General features: G+C 65.7%; 16 protein-coding genes and 1 pseudogene. 7 read left to right on the forward strand and 10 right to left on the reverse strand.

The genetic code is table 11. The features are described 5' to 3' along the window. The first annotated feature begins 52 nt into the window (after positions 1-52). On the forward strand, positions 53-526 hold the full coding sequence (locus VEI45_RS17800; protein ID WP_324855556.1) for a gamma-glutamylcyclotransferase: 474 nt from the start codon (positions 53-55) through the stop codon (positions 524-526). Here the strand turns inward: VEI45_RS17800 and VEI45_RS17805 are convergent. Further along, complete coding sequence (locus VEI45_RS17805; RefSeq protein WP_324855558.1) at positions 523-1695, reverse strand: M20 family metallopeptidase; 1173 nt, start codon at positions 1693-1695, stop codon at positions 523-525. The two genes, VEI45_RS17800 and VEI45_RS17805, sit on opposite strands and share 4 nt — an antisense overlap. Next, the gene (locus tag VEI45_RS17810; RefSeq protein ID WP_324855559.1) at positions 1692-2876 is read right to left on the reverse strand and encodes a M20 family metallopeptidase; all 1185 of its coding nucleotides are present in this window, start codon (positions 2874-2876) and stop codon (positions 1692-1694) included. Before VEI45_RS17810 ends, VEI45_RS17805 begins: the two co-directional genes overlap by 4 nt. A gap of 56 nt (positions 2877-2932) precedes the next feature. Here VEI45_RS17810 and VEI45_RS17815 point away from each other — a divergent pair, with 56 nt between their 5' ends. Together VEI45_RS17815 and VEI45_RS17820 are read left to right on the forward strand one after the other, a co-directional pair. Continuing rightward, entirely contained in the window at positions 2933-3739 is an 807-nt protein-coding gene (locus VEI45_RS17815) for a purine-nucleoside phosphorylase (RefSeq protein ID WP_324855562.1), read from the forward strand. A gap of 9 nt (positions 3740-3748) precedes the next feature. Continuing rightward, complete coding sequence (locus VEI45_RS17820) at positions 3749-5362, forward strand: phospho-sugar mutase (protein ID WP_324855563.1); 1614 nt, start codon at positions 3749-3751, stop codon at positions 5360-5362. 1 nt (position 5363) lies between these two features. Here VEI45_RS17820 and upp read toward each other — a convergent pair whose 3' ends face one another. Together upp and VEI45_RS17830 are read right to left on the reverse strand one after the other, a co-directional pair. Further along, positions 5364-5987, reverse strand: a complete 624-nt coding sequence (gene upp / locus VEI45_RS17825) for a uracil phosphoribosyltransferase (protein ID WP_324855565.1) — start codon at positions 5985-5987, stop codon at positions 5364-5366. 30 nt (positions 5988-6017) lie between these two features. Continuing rightward, positions 6018-7445, reverse strand: coding sequence for a PE-PPE domain-containing protein (locus VEI45_RS17830; RefSeq protein ID WP_324855567.1), 1428 nt, complete (start codon positions 7443-7445; stop codon positions 6018-6020). Between the two features lie 205 nt (positions 7446-7650). Here VEI45_RS17830 and VEI45_RS17835 point away from each other — a divergent pair, with 205 nt between their 5' ends. Beyond that, positions 7651-8562 (forward strand): alkaline phosphatase family protein, encoded by a 912-nt coding sequence (locus VEI45_RS17835; protein WP_324855569.1) that lies wholly within the window; start codon positions 7651-7653, stop codon positions 8560-8562. A gap of 49 nt (positions 8563-8611) precedes the next feature. Then, positions 8612-9898: a primosomal protein gene (locus tag VEI45_RS17840; protein WP_324855571.1), complete on the forward strand. Its 1287-nt coding sequence runs from the start codon at positions 8612-8614 to the stop codon at positions 9896-9898. Positions 9899-9919: 21 nt separating this feature from the next. Here the strand turns inward: VEI45_RS17840 and VEI45_RS17845 are convergent, their stop codons facing one another. Continuing rightward, the gene (locus VEI45_RS17845) at positions 9920-10747 is read right to left on the reverse strand and encodes an oxidoreductase (protein ID WP_324855573.1); all 828 of its coding nucleotides are present in this window, start codon (positions 10745-10747) and stop codon (positions 9920-9922) included. 146 nt (positions 10748-10893) lie between these two features. Between VEI45_RS17845 and VEI45_RS17850 the strand changes: the two genes are divergently transcribed. Continuing rightward, positions 10894-12075: a transposase gene (locus tag VEI45_RS17850; RefSeq protein ID WP_324855575.1), complete on the forward strand. Its 1182-nt coding sequence runs from the start codon at positions 10894-10896 to the stop codon at positions 12073-12075. A gap of 37 nt (positions 12076-12112) precedes the next feature. Here the strand turns inward: VEI45_RS17850 and VEI45_RS17855 are convergent, their stop codons facing one another. From VEI45_RS17855 to VEI45_RS17865, 3 genes are read right to left on the reverse strand one after another with little or no spacing between them, the layout of a single operon-like run. Further along, positions 12113-13357 (reverse strand): hypothetical protein, encoded by a 1245-nt coding sequence (locus VEI45_RS17855; protein ID WP_324855576.1) that lies wholly within the window; start codon positions 13355-13357, stop codon positions 12113-12115. Positions 13358-13366: 9 nt separating this feature from the next. Continuing rightward, positions 13367-14590 (reverse strand): sulfotransferase, encoded by a 1224-nt coding sequence (locus VEI45_RS17860; RefSeq protein WP_324855578.1) that lies wholly within the window; start codon positions 14588-14590, stop codon positions 13367-13369. Positions 14591-14594: 4 nt separating this feature from the next. Beyond that, complete coding sequence (locus tag VEI45_RS17865; protein WP_324855580.1) at positions 14595-15041, reverse strand: nuclear transport factor 2 family protein; 447 nt, start codon at positions 15039-15041, stop codon at positions 14595-14597. Between the two features lie 163 nt (positions 15042-15204). Between VEI45_RS17865 and VEI45_RS17870 the strand changes: the two genes are divergently transcribed. Further along, the gene (locus VEI45_RS17870; protein ID WP_324855581.1) at positions 15205-16026 is read left to right on the forward strand and encodes a mycofactocin-coupled SDR family oxidoreductase; all 822 of its coding nucleotides are present in this window, start codon (positions 15205-15207) and stop codon (positions 16024-16026) included. Positions 16027-16036: 10 nt separating this feature from the next. Here the strand turns inward: VEI45_RS17870 and VEI45_RS17875 are convergent, their stop codons facing one another. Both VEI45_RS17875 and VEI45_RS17880 read right to left on the reverse strand, forming a co-directional pair. After that, a complete protein-coding gene (locus VEI45_RS17875) occupies positions 16037-17125 on the reverse strand; it encodes an adenosine deaminase (RefSeq protein WP_324855583.1) in 1089 nt (362 codons plus the stop codon). Further along, positions 17125-17853 (reverse strand): annotated as a pseudogene (locus VEI45_RS17880) (thymidine phosphorylase); the annotation flags it as partial. The gene VEI45_RS17875 and the pseudogene VEI45_RS17880, both read right to left, overlap by 1 nt.

Raw genomic sequence — 17853 nt, forward strand, 5'->3', positions numbered from 1 at the left:
ACGAACCTGTCGGATCACCGCCGCTCCTGCGGCAGCCGATTAAGCTTTCTCCGTGCCGCTCTACGCTGCCTACGGGTCGAATATGCATCCCGAGCAGATGCTGCAGCGCGCACCCCACTCGCCGATGGCCGGAACTGGCTGGTTACACGGCTGGCGGCTGACGTTCGGTGGCGAGGACATCGGCTGGGAAGGCGCACTGGCCACCGTCGTCGAGGATCCAGCCTCGAAGGTGTTCGTCGTGCTCTACGACATGACGCCCGCGGACGAGAACAACCTCGATCGCTGGGAGGGGTCCGAGCTCGGCATCCACAAGAAGATTCGGTGCCGGGTGGAACGCTTGTCGTCCGACACCACCACCGATCCGGTTTTGGCGTGGCTGTATGTAGTGGACGCCTGGGAGGGTGGTCTGCCGTCGGCACGCTACATCGGCGTGATGGCCGATGCCGCGGAAATCGCCGGCGCGCCAGACGAATACGTGCACAACCTGCGCACGCGCCCGGCCCGCAACATCGGTCCGGGAACCTAAATCGCAGCGGCGGACTGCTCGACGATGTTCGCCATCAGCCGCACCCCGATCGCCAGCGCGCGCTCGTCGAGGTCGAACGTCGGCTGATGCAGATCCAGCTGCGGACCGTGGCCCGACCAGACGCCCAGACGCGCCATCGCGCCAGGCACTTCCTCCAAATACCAGGAGAAGTCCTCGCCGCCGCCGGACTGCCTGGTGTCGGTCAGCACGTCCGGGCCGACAGCATCGATGGCGTGGGCGATGATCCGGGTCGAGACTTCCTCGTTGACCACCGGCGGGACGCCGCGGCTGTACTGCAAGGTGTGCTCGATGCCGAGCGGCGACAGCAGAGCGGTCACCGACCGACGCACGACGTCTTCGAGATCCAGCCAGGTTTCCCGGCTGGCCGTGCGGATGGTGCCCGCCAGCACGCCGGTCTGCGGGATCGCGTTGGCGACCACTCCTGCATTGACCGCCCCCCACACCATCACGGTGCTGTTGCGCGGGTCGATGCGGCGTGACAGCACACCGGGCAGCCCGGTGATCAGCGTGCCCAGCCCGTAGACCAGGTCGGCGGTCAAGTGTGGGCGCGAGGTGTGCCCGCCCGGCGAATACAGGGTGATCTCGATCATGTCGGCCGCCGACGTGATCGGTCCCGTCTTCACCGCGATCTTGCCGACCGCCAGCCGCGGATCGCAGTGCAAGGCGAAGATCCGGCTCACTCCGGACAGCGCGCCGGCGGCGATCGCATCGATCGCGCCGCCGGGCATCAGCTCTTCGGCGGGTTGGAATATCAGCCGCAGCGCAATCGGCAATTCCGGCACCCCCGCCAACGCCAACGCGGTACCCAGCAGGATCGCGATGTGCGCGTCGTGGCCGCAGGCGTGCGCCGCGTTGGGCATCGTCGATTCATACGGGGCCGCGGTGCGCTCGGCCATCGGTAACGCGTCCATGTCGGCCCGCAGCGCGATCCGGGGCTCGCGGTCGGGACCGAAATCGCAGGTCAGCCCGGTCCCGCCGGGGAGCACCTTCGGGTTGAGCCCGGCGTCAGCCAACCGTTCGGCGACAAACTGTGTGGTGGCGTACTCCTGGCGGCCCAACTCCGGGTAGCGGTGGATGTGTCGCCGCCAGGCGACCAAGTCGTCGAAGTGGGCTGCCAGCCATGATTCAGCGACGTCTGCGAGGCTCATAATGCCGCCCGCTGGTCAAGAGCCGCCAGCACCCGATCGCGTTCATCCGGCGACTCGGCAAGATGAACTACTGTGCGCGCCAACATGATTGCCCCGTCGATGACGGCTTTGTCGGCGCTCGGACCGATCGCAGCCGCGGCGAAGTCGGGCTGATGCAACGACGCGCCGCCGGCATCGACGGCGATCATCGGATGGATCCCCGGCAGAAGTTGCGTGACGTTCCCCATGTCGGTGCTGCCCAAGGGGTGCGCCGCCTCGAGTCCCTCGTCGACGGGCACGCGCCCGAGCCGCGTCATCTCGGCGCGGACGGTACCGGCCAGCCACCGGTCGGGCTTGAGCGCGTCGTACATCGGCTCGGTGGGCTCGATGATGTAGTCACAGCCAGTGGCCACCGCGCCGGCTAAGAAGCAGTTGCCCACCTTGGCTTCCAGCTCGGCAAGCGACGACGCCTCGGTGGCACGCATGGTGTACTGCAATTCGGTCCGGCTCGGGATCACATTGGCGGCCGCTCCACCCTCGGAGACGATGCCGTGCACCTGCTGCCCGGCCGACATCTGTTGACGCAGCAGCCCGATGGCCACCTGGGCAACGGTGGCCGCGTCGGCGGCGTTGACACCCAGGTGCGGTGCGGCCGACGCATGCGCTTCCCGCCCGCGGTACTCCACACGGACCGCGGACAACGTAAGCGACCGGGCGGCCGCGATATCCACCGGCCCGGGATGCACCATCACCGCCACTGCCAAGTCGTCGAAGACTCCGGCGTTGAGCAGCAACACTTTTCCCCCGCCGAACTCCTCGGCCGGTGTGCCCAGCAGCGCAACCGTCAGGCCCAGTTGGTCGGCGACATCGGCCAGCGCCAGCGCGGCGCCCACGGCCGAAGCGGCGATGATGTTGTGTCCGCAGGCATGGCCGATTCCGGGCAGCGCGTCATATTCGGCGCACACGCCCACGACCAACGGGCCGCTGCCGAAGTCAGCGCGGAAAGCGGTGTCCAATCCACCGGCTGCGGCAGTGATCTCGAAACCTCGCTCGGCCACCAGCGCTTGCGCCTTCGCGCAGCTGCGGTACTCGGCGAACGCCAACTCCGGTTCGGCGTGGATCGCGTGGGACAGCTCGACCAGGTCCGTGCCACGGCGCCGCACCGCGTCCTCGACGCGATCCAACACCGAGATTGAGGCCATTGTCGCAGTATCTCACCGACGATGATTACCGACGACAACGACTAAGCTCGCCGACTGTGAGTGACGGTGCGGCCGACCCCGACGTGCTCGCCCGGGGGGCCGCGCAATTCATCGCCGAGCGCACCGGGATCGCCGAACATGATGTCGCGATCGTTCTGGGGTCGGGTTGGGCGCCGGCCGTTACCGCGCTGGGCTCGGCGACCGCGGTGCTGCCGATGGCCGAGCTGCCCGGCTTCACCCCTCCAACTGCGGTCGGACACACCGGTCAGGTGTTCTCAGTAGGTATCGGTGCACACCGCGTGCTGGTGCTGGCCGGTCGTGTCCATGCGTATGAAGGCCACGACCTGCTGCACGTCGTGCATCCGGTGCGGGCGGCGTGCGCCGCCGGCGCAAGCATCGTCGTACTCACCAACGCGGCCGGCGCAGTGCGCCAAGACTTCGAGGTAGGCCAGCCGGTGTTGATCAGCGACCACCTGAACCTGACCGCACGGTCTCCCCTGCTCGGGGCCCAGTTCGTCGACATGGTCGACGCCTACGCGCCGCGCCTGCGGGTGCTGGCCCGTCAGGTCGACCCGGCGCTGGCCGAAGGCGTGTACGCCGCGCTGCCCGGACCGCACTACGAGACGCCCGCCGAGATCCGGATGTTGCGGACCCTGGGCGCCGATCTGGTGGGCATGTCCACCGTGCACGAGACGATCGCAGCGCGGGCGGCGGGCGCCGAGGTGCTGGGAGTGTCACTGGTGACGAACCTGGCGGCCGGGATCACCGGTGAGCCGCTGAGCCACGCAGAGGTGCTCGCCGCCGGCGCGACCTCGGCGACCCGGATGGGCGCCCTGCTGGCCGACGTGGTCGCGCGGCTGTAGCGGGCTGGCATGACGCCGGACGAATGGATCGCCCACGACCCCGATCCGGTGACGGCTGCCGAGCTCGCCCAGTGCGATCACGCCGAGCTCGCTGCGCGGTTCGCCCGGCCGCTGGCATTCGGCACCGCAGGACTGCGCGGCCCAGTCCGTGGCGGCCCGGACGCGATGAACCTCGCCGTGGTGTTGCGCGCCACCTGGGCGGTGGCAAAGGTGCTCACCGAACGCGACCTCGCTCGTTCGACGGTGATCGTCGGGCGCGACGCTCGGCACGGTTCGACCGCATTCGCGATAGCTGCAGCCGAAGTTCTTGCCGCTGCAGGCTTTTCGGTAATGCTGTTTCCGGATCCGGTACCCACACCGGTGCTGGCGTTTGCCGTGCGGAACACCGGCGCGGCGGGAGGCATCCAGATCACCGCCTCGCACAATCCGCCGGCCGATAACGGCTACAAGGTGTATCTCGATGGGGGAATCCAGATCATCTCGCCCACCGACCACGAGATTGAAACCGCGATGGCCGCAGCCCCTTTCGCTGACGAGATCGCCAGGGCGCACGTCGAACCGGCCGACGCACTGCTGGTCGAGCATTACATCGAGCGGGCCGTGCGGGTGCGGGGCTCGTCGGGGCTGGTCCGGGTGGCACTGACGCCCCTGCACGGGGTGGGCGGCGAATTGGCCGTCGAGACGCTGCGACGAGCCGGCTTCGTCGATGTGCATACCGTGGCCAGCCAGTTTCGGCCCGATCCTGACTTCCCGACCGTCCGGTTCCCCAATCCCGAAGAGCCGGGTGCCACGGACGCGCTGTTGACGCTGGCAGCAGATGTCGACGCCGAGATCGCGATCGCGCTCGATCCTGACGCCGATCGCTGCGCAGTCGGGATACCCACACCGGCGGGTTGGCGAATGCTTTCCGGCGACGAGACGGGTTGGCTGCTTGGCGATTTCATCTTGTCGCGGACCCAACCGGGCGAGCTCGCCACCAGTGTGGTGGCCAGCACCGTGGTGTCGTCGCGGATGCTTTCGGCGATCGCCGCGCACTGGGGCGCCCGCCATGTGGAGACCCTGACCGGGTTCAAATGGCTGGCCCGCGCCGATAGCGATTTGCCCGGCAGCACGTTGATCTATGCCTACGAGGAAGCGATCGGGTACTGCGTCGACCCGGCAGCGGTCCGGGATAAGGACGGCATCAGCGCCGCGGTGCTCGCCTGCGATCTGGTCGCGACACTGAGACAGCAAGGGCGCTCGGTCCTCGATGCGCTCGACGACCTAGCCCGCCGCTTCGGGGTGCACGTCGGCGCCGCGTTGTCGCGGGCGGTGACCGACACGGGCGAGGCAACCTCGTTGATGCGTCGGCTGCGCACTTCGCCGCCCAATCGCTTGGCCGGATTCGCTTCGACCACAACGGATCTGCTGCAGCGCCCCGGTGTGGATCGCAGCGATGCGCTGATCTTCACGGGCGGTGACGACGATACGTCGATCCGGGTCGTGGTCCGACCATCGGGTACCGAGCCGAAGGTCAAGTGCTACATCGAAGTTCGGGCCGCGGTGGCCGAGGATCTGGCCGGTGTTCGCCGGCACGCGACCGCGCTCTGCGACGAGCTGGCGTCGTCTGTGCAGCACTGGTAACTCAGCGCGGCCCGAATTGGCGATCGCCGGCGTCGCCGAGGCCCGGGACGATGTACGCCACGTCGTTGAGGCGGTCATCGATGGCCGCGGTAAACAACCGCACGTTGGGCGCTGCTTTCTCCAGCGCCGCGATGCCTTCCGGCGCCACCACCACACACAGCGCGGTGATGTCGTCGGCGCCGCGCCGCTGCAGCAACCCGATGGTGTGGGTCATCGACCCGCCGGTGGCCAACATCGGGTCCAGGACCATTACCGGTTGGCTGCGCAGATCGTCGGGCAGTGACTCCAGATACGGCACGGGCAACGCCGTTTCCTCGTCGCGGGCGACACCGACGAAGCCCACCCGCGCCTCCGGTAGCAGCGCATGCGCCTGATCGACCATGCCCAGCCCGGCCCGCAACACCGGCACCAGCAGCGGTGGATTGGCCAGCCGTGTTCCAACCGTCTCGGCCAATGGTGTGCGCACAGTGACCGTCTCGCGGGGCGCGTCACGAGTGGCCTCGTACACCAGCATCAGGGTCAGGTCACGCAACGCCGCACGAAACCCCGCACTATTGGTGTGCTCGTCGCGCAGTGTGGTCAGCCGGGCCGCGGCCAGCGGGTGGTCAACGACACGGACGTCCACAGGACTCGACCGTAGCCCGCCGGCCGTGGGTTAGGCGCCGAAGAAGTTGAAGATGTCGAACCCGTAACCGACCAGGTCGATCAGCGGCTGCCCGGAGATCAGCGGATCGCCACTGAAGATGGTGTCCGCAAGGTCACTCTGGCCAACCAGGTTCCCTAGATCGTCCAACCCGGTGATCAGGGAACTGTTCAGTTCATTGGTCAAGTCGTAGCCGGAGAGATCGTCCAAAGTGTCGACGACCGATGTCGGAATCGCTGACTGCCCGGCATCCGCCAGCAGGGCGTCGATGGGCCCGACGAACTCCTGCACCGAGGCGTATTCCGTGCCGGCCAGCATCTCCAGCGGATCCATCGTCGGAATGAACCCAGCGACTCCGGATTCCATAAGTTGACCCGTCGCGTCGACCTGCCAGGGGCCGACATCACCGATCCCGCTTCCATCGACTGGAGTGCCGTCACTCGGGTCGATCCCATACGCCGGATCGCCGGGGTTGCCGTAGGCCCAGTCGTCGTAGAGGCTCGCATACGGGTCGAAGAGATCGTAGAAGAACTGCCCGGCCGGCCCACCGTCGTACATGAACGCCAGCACCGGCAGCGGCGCGGGAATATCGTAGAAGGTGGTGTTCCCGATGGTGCCGAGATCGATCATGTTGCTGGTGTCCAAGTTCACCCCGGGAGTCGGATCCGGATAGTAGGGGTGCACCGTCTCGATCCCAATGAGGGCGTTGATGTCGGCGAAGATGTTGCTGGGGTCCTCGGGAAAGTCGGCCCAGCCGTCGTACTCGCCGGTGTAGATGTCGGTGGTGAAGGGGTCGGTCGGGGTGGTTGCCAGGCTAAGCGGGATGTCCAGGAACGGAACGTGTTGAGGCTCAGGGCTTAAGCTGAACGCGCCGACGCCGTCGGGAAACTGGAAACGGTCCAGGATGCCGCCAATCGGGCTGTTGGGGTCACCTAGCAGCGTGAAGCTCAAGTCGTTCAGGGGCACTCCGTGGTTGTTGCTGATCAGGTCGTTCATCTCAACGGTGGCAATGGTCGCGCTCTGCGAATAGCCCAACACCGCGACGTGGACGTCATCTCCGCCCTGGAATGCCGAGTCGATCGCGTTGTTCAGGTCACTGACGCCGACGTTCACCGAGTCGCCGAACCCCAAATCAGGCTCACCGGCATTGCAGGTGATCGGACAGAACTGCTCCGGTGTGGGCAGTGCGTCGAACTGGTAGCCGCTGTCTTGGCTGAGGTACAGCGATTCGACTTCGCTGAGGTAACCGCTGTCGGGGGTGGGGTCTCCGGTGCCGCCCATGATCAAGCCCACGTCGCTAGCCAGCAACCTGGCCTCCGCGATGATCGCTTTCAGCTCAGCCGGGAAGGCCCACAGTCCTATCGACATCGCGCCGGTGACCGCGGCGCAGCCAATCAGCAACGCCGCATAACCCCGAGAACGCAACCTCGATGCTGACATCGCGACCTCCCAGCCGGTAAACCGCGCCAGCCGAGAATACAGCGATAAATCGCGTTCGATTGTCCCTGCCCCGGCGATTGGCAAACATCATGCCCGTTCGGGCATCCGTTATGACGTAATTAGCAAATTTGTCCGTCGCTCTTCCCCACTCGACACGCGTGCGGGTGGACCAATTAGGGGGGACTACGACTCATATACTCCCGCCATGCGTCGCCGACCATCGCGGAATGGCAAGCGATATCGAGCGGTCAGCCTATTCGGCGTACTGGCGGTTTCCATTGTGTTGATGTCGTGGCCGTCGGCTCATCGAGGCCAGGAAGCCGGTCCGGTGGACTTCAAGGCCGCCGCGGTTCCGACCCCGGCGCACGTCGTCGTCGTGGTGGAAGAGAATCGCTCGCAAACCAACATCATCGGAAACAAGTCCGCCCCCTATATCAACCAGTTGGCCGCGGGCGGCGCGATGATGGCACAGTCGTTCGCCGAGGTCCATCCGAGCGAACCCAACTACTACGCATTATTCGCCGGCAATACATTGGTCAAGGACAACGTTTGTCCGGTCAACGCCGGCAATACACCCAACCTCGGCTCGGAATTGCTCGCCGCCGGTTACACGTTCGTGGGCTACGCGGAGAGCCTGCCCGCGGTGGGCTCGACGGAATGCAAGGCGGGCAAGTATGCGCGCAAGCACGTGCCCTGGGTGAGCTTCAGCAATATCCCAGCCTCCTACTCGCTTCCGTTTTCCGCGTTTCCGGCCCCAGGAAATCCTCAGAACTACGCCAGCCTGCCGACGGTCGCGTTCGTCACCCCGAACCTCGACCACGACATGCACGACGGCTCGATCGCGCAGGGCGACGCATGGCTGTATCAGAACTTGTCGCAATACGCCGAATGGGCGAAAGCCAACAACAGCCTGCTGATCCTGACCTGGGACGAGGACGACAACACCTCGGGGAATCAGATTCCTACGGTGATCTATGGGGCGAACATCAGGCCCGGCACCTATAGCGAGCTGATCAGCCACTACAACGTGTTGTCTACGCTGGAGCAGATGTACGGGCTGCCTAAGCTCGGCTACGCAACCAGAGCGCCCGCCATCACCGACATTTGGGGCGCCTAACCGCGGACTCGGTCCGGCGCCCGCGCGGCCCGTCGCTATTCTGTGCCGCATGGCTGCTGACCTCCTCCCCATCTGCCTGAGCCTGACCGACGGTGAGCGCTACACCGTGTGGGCGCCCCGCTGGCGCGACGCAGGCGACGAGTGGGAGGCGTTTCTGGGTAAGGACGAGGACCTCTACGCGTTCGCAACGCCCGCTGACCTGGCGGCATTCGTACGCACCAACACCGACAACGACTTGGTGGACCACCCCGGGTGGAAGCGGCTGACCGAGGCCAACGCCCACAAGCTCGAGCCCGCCGCCGACAAGCAATTCGACCTGATCGCGGTTGAAGAGCTGGTCTCCGAGAAACCGACCCAGGAGTCGGTGACCGCGCTGGCGAACGCGCTGGCGATCGTCTCGTCCATCGGGTCGGTCTGCGAGCTGCCGGCGGTGATGAAGTTTTTCAACGGCAACCCGACCTTGGGCACGTTGTCCGGCGGAATCGGCCATTTCGCCGGCAAAGCCGGCCTAAAGCGCTGGAATGTGATCGCCGAGGTCATCGGACGTAGCTGGGACGGCGTACTCAGCGCGGTGGACGAGATCATCAGTACTCCTGACGTCGACAGCGCCGTTTCCGACGCCGCCGCGGCCGAGCTGGCCGAACCGTTTGAAGAGGAGCACCTCGAAGAAGAAGAGCCGGAGACCGAAGACGAGCAAAGGACCGAGGCCCCGGCGGAGAGTGCCGACGACCCCAAGACCGACGCTGGAAAGGCCCGTGCTGCCGACGACGAGGTGGTGTTGGGCAGCGACGAAGACTTCTGGTCGAAAGTCGGCATCGATCCGATCCGGATCATGACAGGCGCAGGCACCTTTTACACGCTGCGCTGCTACTTCGACGACCGGCCAATCTTCCTGGGACGCAATGGTCGAATCAGCGTGTTCACCTCGGAGCGGGCCCTGGCGCGGTATCTCGCCGATGAGCACGACCACGATTTGTCCGACCTGAGCACCTATGACGACATCCGCACCGCCGCCACTGACGGCTCGCTGACGATCGACATCACCGGAGACAACGTCTACGTGCTGACCGGGCTGGCCGACGATATAGCCGACGGGCCGGACACGGTGGACCATGACCAGCTAGAGCTGGCTGTCGAGTTGCTTCGCGATGTCGGGGACTACGCCGAGGACAACACCGTCGACAAGGCGCTCGCGATCGAACGCCCGTTGGGCAAGCTGGCGGCCTACCTTCTCGAGCCCAACTCGGTGAGCAAGCCCGCGCCTCCGTATGCCAAGGCGGTAGAAGCATGGGAAGAGCTGGAGCGGTTCGTGGAGTCGCGGCTAAGGCGCGAATAGCGCCGCAAGCCGCCGACGACATCAGCGGGGGAAGTTCACGTCCTTGGTGACGGACTTCCACTCCTCGATCGACGCCGTCATCGCGGCAATCCTGTCACGCATCGCCTTGAGCACGTCGCGCCCCAGCAGCAACCGCAGCGGCGGTTCGTCGAGCTTGGTCACCATCAGCACTGCCTCGGCCACCTTGCGCGGGTCGCCAGGCAGATGGTCGGCGAACTGCTTGATGAGGTCCTTACGCGCTGCTACGTCAACGTAGTCGGCGATCGGCCGGCCGGACTCTTTCATCGATCTCGTCGCCCAGTCGGTGCGGAAGGCGCCCGGCTCAATGGCGGTGACCTTGATGCCCAGCGGTCGCACCTCGGTGGCCAGTGCTTCGGTCACCGCCTCCAGCGCGAACTTGGTCGACGAGTAGTACGCGTTGGGCGGGTTGGCCACCAGACCGGTCATCGACGAGATATTGATGATATGCCCGGAGCCGCGGGCCCGCATCGACGGCAGCACCGCCTTGATCATGTCGACGGAACCGAAGTAGTTGACATCGAACAGCTTTCGGACCTCGGCGTCTTCGCCTTCCTCGACCGCAGCCAAATAGCCGTGGCCGGCGTTGTTGACCAGCACGTCGATTCCGCCGAACGCTTTCTCGGCCACCGAGACCGCGGCAGCGATCTGGCTCGCGTCGGTCACATCGAGAGCAACCGCAACGGCGCGATCCCCGAACTCGTCGACGAAGGCCTGCACCGCCTCGGCCCGTCGCGCAGTCACCACCACACTGTGGCCGTCCTCAAGGGCTGCCCGTGCGATCTCGCGGCCAAAGCCGGTGGAGCATCCGGTGATCAGCCAACGCGCCATCAGTGCGCCCGGAGGGGACCGGGGTCTTTAGCCACCGGGGGAATCGGGGCTGGTGAATAACGTGGTCTGGCAGGTTTTGTCGGTCTCGTTGCACAGGGTGCGGTCATGTTCGGCCGTCGCTTTCCTCGTCGTGGAGTGGATCTGTTGTGAGGCGGGCGTACGTGTTTCGGTTGCGGCCCACCGCCCGCCAGCATGTGGCGTTGGCGGCGTGTGTCAACGCGCACCGCGAGCTTTACAACGCGGCGTTGCAGGAACGCAGGGATGGCTGGTCGCACGCCAGTAAGACGCGGATCAGCTATTGGGAGCAGTCGGCGCAGCTGACTGAGATGCGCGCGGTGCGCCCGGATCAAGCGGTGTGGTCGTTTTCCAGTCAGCAAGCGACGTTGCGGCGGTTGAACAAGGCGTTCGCCGGGTTCTTCCGCCGTGTTAAGGCTGTGCAGACGGCGGGGTATCCGCGCTTCAAGGGTGCTGGCCGGTTCGACAGCGTGGAGTGGCCTAAAGACGGTGATGGTGCTCGCTGGCTGCCCGAGCAGCGCCGCGTGTATCTGCAGGGCATCGGCCAGGTCAAGGTTGAACTGCACCGCGAGGTGGCGGGCCGGGTGAAGACGATCCAGATCAAGCGACAAGGGCGACGCTGGATGCTGGTGCTGTCCTGTGATGACGTCCCCACCAATCCACTGCCCATGACCGGCCGTCAGGTCGGCATCGACGTCGGCGTCGTCAGCTTTGCCACCACCAGCAACGGCCAGCACGTCGACAATCCGCGCTGGGCGCGCGCCGCGGCGGGACGGCTGGCCGCAGCCCAGCAGCGGCTCCAACGGGCCCGCCGCGGTGGGAAGAATCGTGCGGCCAAACGGGAAACCGTCGCCGCGCGGCATCGCAAGATCGCCAACCAGCGTAAGGACTTTCATCACAAACAAGCCCGCGAGCTCGCCGCGCGATACGACCTGATCGTCGTGGAGGACTTGAAGATCGCAAGCATGCTGCGCCGGGCCAAACCCGTCCCGGACCCCGACAATCCCGGCATGTTCCTGCCCAACAGAGCCCGGGCGAAAACGGGGCTCAACCGATCGATCAGTGACGCTGGCTGGGGCCAGTTCGTCTCGATACTGCGCGCCAAAGCGGAAGACGCTGGGCGGGCTTGGATTGAGATCGACCCTCGGCACACCTCCGACGGATGCGCGCGCTGCGGGCACGCAGCGCGCGACAACCGCGTCACGCAAGCGGAATTCGCCTGCCAACACTGCGGTCACACCGCCCCGGCAGACGAACACGCCGCACGCAACATCCTGCGGGCCGGACTGGCCCATCATGCCCACGCGGCATGAAAAGAAACTGGCGGCTTCCGCCGTCGGAGAAGTCACCTCAGGCCGTCCCTTCCGGCAGGCGCCGCAAGTACGCCGTTCGCCGTTCCGCGAGTTGCGCCGCCCGCTGCTCGGCGCTCACCCGCAGCAAATGCGGCACTTCGGTGTCGAGCCGGTCTAACTTGACGACCCGTCCGCGGGCGCCGAGATCCTCACGCGGACCGGCCACACCGAACTCGGCCATCCGCAAAGTCAGGATGCCCTCTCGCAGCCCACTGGAGTCGATCCAGTTCGTCACGCCCGGATCGACGGGCGAGATCACGTAGGTGTACGTGCCGTCCTCGTTGGCAACCGACTGCGCCTTGTTGAGGCTGCCGGTGCGGTCGACGATGTCGAGCGTGGTGCCCCAGATGTTGCTCAGCGGCACCGTAAAGTATTCGGCGCCGCCGTCGCTGACGTCGACCACAAACGCCTCATCTTCGGCGAGATCGAAGCGGCCCATCACGTAAACCTGGTTGCGCATCGCGCCGACCCTGTCGGCCGACCACGCCAGGTTGAAGTGGTTGGGCGGCATCTTGTACACGCCGTGGCTGAGCTTTCCGGTGAAGTCGGCGAAATACGCCATCATCGCCGCGGCCGCCTCGGCTTGTTCGTCGAGTGTGCGCGCAGGCGCTAACGGTGGGCCGCCCAGTCGTTGCACCGCAAAGTAATTGGGGTCGTCACGGCCCCAATCCAGCAGTACATCGCGGATGTAGAACTCGTGCGCCTCAGGAGTGGTGCGAACGTGGTTAGGCCGCCCGTTGGCGGGTTCGGCATCGACGGTGATGGTGAAGCTGCCGTCGGAGTCCACCTGCATGGTGCGACCGTTGAGCACATCGACGGTGCCCATATGCGCATCCCACAACGTGAAGTAGTTCTCGGTCATGCGGTGCTCGCCGACGCGGCCGTGAATCTCGTATCGTTCGTCACCCGATATCGGAATCACCCGGTACACACTGTCGGGATTGTCTATGCCCCAACGCGATCCGGGGATTCGACGCCCGTCCACCGGGTGCGCCAGCCGAGTGATGCAGCTGACTTTGGGCCGCAACTTGTCCTGATTGGACGACCACACCGCTGCCGAGAACATCACCTCTGCGAACGCATCATCAAATCGCTCGCGCATCGCTTCCGAGGCCTTCGCCCGGCCGAGCCAGGTTTCCGCGACGGCGCGGTAAGCCGCTTTCACTCTCGGGTGTTCGATCAGCTCAAGCGCTGCCAATTCCTGTGCGTGCTGGGACGCTGTCGCGACCGGGTCGTCTGGCATGAAGTCTCCTCACTTCCCGACATACTGCCGAAAACGCTTGTTGTACGACGCGAACCGCTCATCAACCTGCGCTTGCCGCAAGCCGTAATTCTCTAGGCCGTAGGGCGGGCGTGCTGCCTCGCGGGGCCGTTCGTCAAGCCAGCGTCGCATCGCACTTTCCGCCTCGGCGGTAAGCGGCAAGCCAACTGCGTCGTACACCCGGGCCACTTGTCCGATCGGGTCCGCTACCGCGTCTTGGAAAGCGATATCGGTGACCTGTGCAGCCGCCCTCCCCTTTTGCGAGGCCCAGCTTTCCCGGACCGCCATCGCACGGTCATTGGCCCAGCCCATCCGCTGCAACCACTCGGCGCCCACCTGTTGCAGGTCGACAGTGTCGGCGTGCATCGCGTGCAAGGTCGCGTTGAGGCTTGCCCCCGACGCGATCGTGGTGGCGGGGTCGCGGTGCATGTGCACGATGTGCAGGTCGGGAAACTGCGCCCGCAGTAAGTCGAGATAGCCGAGGTGGGCCGGTGATTTGAGCACCCAGCGCTTAGGCGACCAGTGCCGCTCCGGAATTCTTTGCCGCTTCTGCCACTGCAAAAACTGCAGCATCCGCTGTAAGTAGCGGTAGGCCGGAGCGAAATCCTGCTTGTCGAGCCAAGATCGGTAATTCGGAAGGTGTGCACCGGATTCGGGAACATGCGACAAAAACGCGTCGGCCAGGAAGACGATTTCCTCTTCGGCTTCCCGCGCATACATGGGATGGATGACGAACAGGTCCGGCGCCAATTCGCGGGACTTGGCTTCGCGCGCTTCGCTGACGGCGATCCGCGGATCGAGACAGGTGAACCGGTGGTCGAGGCGAGGCGCGGCCTCGACCACCTCCCAACCGTAGGCGCAGTTGAAACGGGGGTCGGCGGCCAGCAGCCGCTGTAACAGTGTGGTCCCGCTGCGCATCATCCCGACGACGACTATCGGCGCGGCGATCCGCTCCTCGCGGATCTCCGGGTGGCGGCGAATCCACTCCTGGGCACGCAGGCGCATCCGCAGGCTGTGCACGATGCCCGAGCGCAGGATATGCACTCCGACCACGTTGAGGTCGGCGGCCGCGTAGTCGGCCAACAACACGCCAAGCGGACGCTCGAATTCCCCGGGACCCCAATCGGTCAGCGATTCCTTGCGCTGCGCGTCGGCCAGCACGGCGGCCAGGTCAAAGGGGTCTGCCTTGAGCCCCTCGGCGCTCGAGTGTGTCACGCGGTCAGAACTTCAGGTGATGGCTGACATCGCCAACCTGGTCGACGAACATGGTGCGGCTGCCAAACCACCACACGCCGTCCAGCCGGTGAAACGTGTCCTTGTAATGCCCGGTGACGATGACCTGCAATGGCAATTCCGGCGTGGCCTGCGTGACGCAGTAGTAGGACCTGCTGCATGCGGTGCCGTCGGCCTCGTTGATCTCAAGCTGCACATTGCTGGTGTTGTGCTTGGTCTTCGGGGTGCCGTCGTCCTCGTAGATCCGGGTGGCCATCTCATACATCCGCCGCACCCTGGCGGTTCCGTCGAACACCGTCTCGGGCGGACCGTTCTCGACTCCGCAGATACGACCATGAGCGAACAGCCCGGCTACCCCGTCCAAGTCGCCGGCATCCAGAAGTTCGGCGTATCGGTAAATCAGGTTGGTGATTTCCTGTGCACTGTCGCTCATGTCGCCTGCTCTCCCCCGCAAGCGGGTGGTACCCCCACAATCCCCGGCGTCGCTGGGATCTTCGTCACTGGCGGCGCTCATGTCGAATCCCAATGGTGGCAGAACTGACCCGACTCTCGGTCGTTTTGCGGCGAATAGCCACCCGCCAGGTACCTTTCCCGTCATGGGTGAACTCGACAACACCGTCGCCGTCATCACCGGCGCCGCGCGCGGCCAGGGCCGCAGCCATGCCGTCGCGCTGGCCGAACGGGGCGCCGACATCATCGCGGTCGACATCTGTGCCGACATCGACACGATTCCCTACCCACTGGGCACCAAGTCCGATCTCGACGAGACCGCCCGGCTGGTGCAAGCCGCCGGCCGCACGGCGGTGCCCGTCGTCGCCGACGTCCGCGACCTCGCTGCCTTGGAGGCCGGAGTGCAGGCTGGGATCGGCGAGGTCGGCGAGATCGATATCGTCATCGCCAACGCGGGCGTGGTGGCGATCGGCGACCCGCAGACGCGGGCCGAACCGTTGTTCACGACCATCGTCGACACCAACCTCAAAGGTGTTTGGCACACGCTGCTCGCGACGGTGCCGTCGATCATCCGCAAGGGACGCGGCGGGTCGGTCGTTTTGGTCAGTTCGTCGCAGGGCTTGATCGGTCGCGGTGGTGACGGCAGTGCCGCGATGTTCGCCTACGCCGCGTCCAAGCACGGCGTGGTGGGCCTGATGCGGTCAGCCGCGAATGCTTATGCGCCACACAAAATTCGGGTCAACTCGGTACACCCCAGCGGCGTTGCCACGCCGATGATCCTTAACGACTTCGTGATAAAAGGGATGACCGAGAACCCGAATCCGGCCGTCTCGCAAACCTTGCTCCCCGACGTGCCACTGGTCGAGTCGCAGGACGTCACCGAAGCAGTGCTGTGGCTCGTCAGCCCGCGAGCACGCTACGTCACGGGCATAACGGTGCCCGTCGACGCCGGCCACGTCGTGATGTAGTGGCGGCGGCTTAGCCGATCAACACGGCGAAACGCGGTTTGATGACTTCGTCGATGATCACGAGTCGCTCGTCGAAGGGAATGAAAGCCGACTTCATCGCATTGATGGTGAACCGCTCGAGGTCACTCCAGCCGTAGCCGAACGCGTCAACGAGAACCAGCATTTCACGGCTCATCGTCGTGTCGCTCATCAACCGGTTGTCGGTGTTGACCGTGACCCGGAACCGCGTACGGGCCAGCAGATCGAAGGGGTGCTCGGCGATGCTGTCGACCGCGCCGGTCTGGACATTGGAGCTGGGGCACAGCTCCAACGGAATCCGCTTGTCCCGCAATATCGATGCCAATCGACCCAGTCGCACCGTGCCGTCCTCGGCGACGTCGATGTCGTCGACGATCCGCACCCCGTGGCCCAGCCGGTCAGCACCGCAGAACGCGATCGCCTCATGGATGGACGGTAGCCCGAACGCCTCACCAGCGTGAATCGTGAAGCGAGCGTTGTTGTTTCGCATGTACTCGAAAGCGTCCAGGTGCCGGGTTGGCGGATAGCCGGCCTCCGCACCGGCGATGTCGAATCCGACCACGCCCTTGTCGCGGAATCGGATTGCCAACTCGGCGATTTCGCGGGACAGCGCTGCGTGCCGCATCGCGGTGACCAGGCAGCGCACGACGATAGGCCGCCCCGCGGCTGCGGCGGCTTTCTCCCCGTCGGCGAAACCCGCCAGCACCGCATCGACGACGGCGTCGAATGAGAGTCCGCGGTTGATGTGCAGTTCGGGGGCGAACCGGACCTCGGCGTACACCACCGAGTCGGCGGACAGGTCTTCCACGCATTCGTAGGCGACACGGTGCAGCGACTCGGGCGTCTGCATCACCGCGACGGTGTGCGAGAACGGCTCGAGGTAGCGCTCCAGCGATCCGCTGTGCGACTGGGTGTGAAACCACCGCGTCAGTTCGTCGACCTCGGTGGCGGGCAGTTCGTCATAGCCGATCTGACCGGCGATGTCGATCACCGTCGCCGGGCGCAGCCCGCCGTCGAGGTGATCGTGCAGCAGCGCCTTCGGCGCTCGCTTGATCGTCTCCAGCCTCAGCGGCGTCTTCATCAGGTGATCCGACCGATGATCAGCGGTCGCCGGATGGGGGGCGTGTCGACGACGCTCCAGCCGATGTCCAATTCGGTCATCGCGGACTCGAAGCGGTCCGGGGTGTCGGTGTACAGCGTGAACAGCGGCTCGCCCGCAGCCACCGGCTCGCCGGGACGACGGTGGATTCGGATGCCGGCGCCGGGCTGGACCAGCTCGCCCGGGCGGGACCTGCCCGCTCCGAGCCGCCACACCGCCAGCCCCACTGCCATTGCGTCGATATCGCCCATTCTGCCGCTCCGACCGGCGGTCACGGTTTCGGAGTACTTACCAACTGGCAACGGTACGGACAAGTCACCGCCCTGCGCGGCGACCAGCGCGCGGAATCGGTCCATCGCGGTGCCGTCACACAGCGTCTGCGCCGGGTCCCGCCCGTCGATGCCGGCGATCTGCAGCATCTCGCCGGCCAGCCGAAGCGTCAGCTCCACCACGTCCGGCGGTCCCCCGCCGGCCAATACCTCCAGCGCCTCGGCGACTTCGAGCGCGTTGCCAGCTGTCGCGCCCAGCGGACTGTTCATGTCGGTCAACACCGCACACGCCGGCAGCCGATGCTCTGCGCCCAGCGCCACCATGGTCTCGGCCAGCTCACGACACCGCGATTCCGAGCTCAGCAACGCGCCGGAACCGACCTTGACGTCGAGCACCAACGCGCCCGCCCCTTCGGCGATCTTCTTGCTCATCACCGAGCT

It is taken from the genome of Mycobacterium sp., assembly GCF_035623875.1.
Lineage (GTDB): Bacteria > Actinomycetota > Actinomycetes > Mycobacteriales > Mycobacteriaceae > Mycobacterium.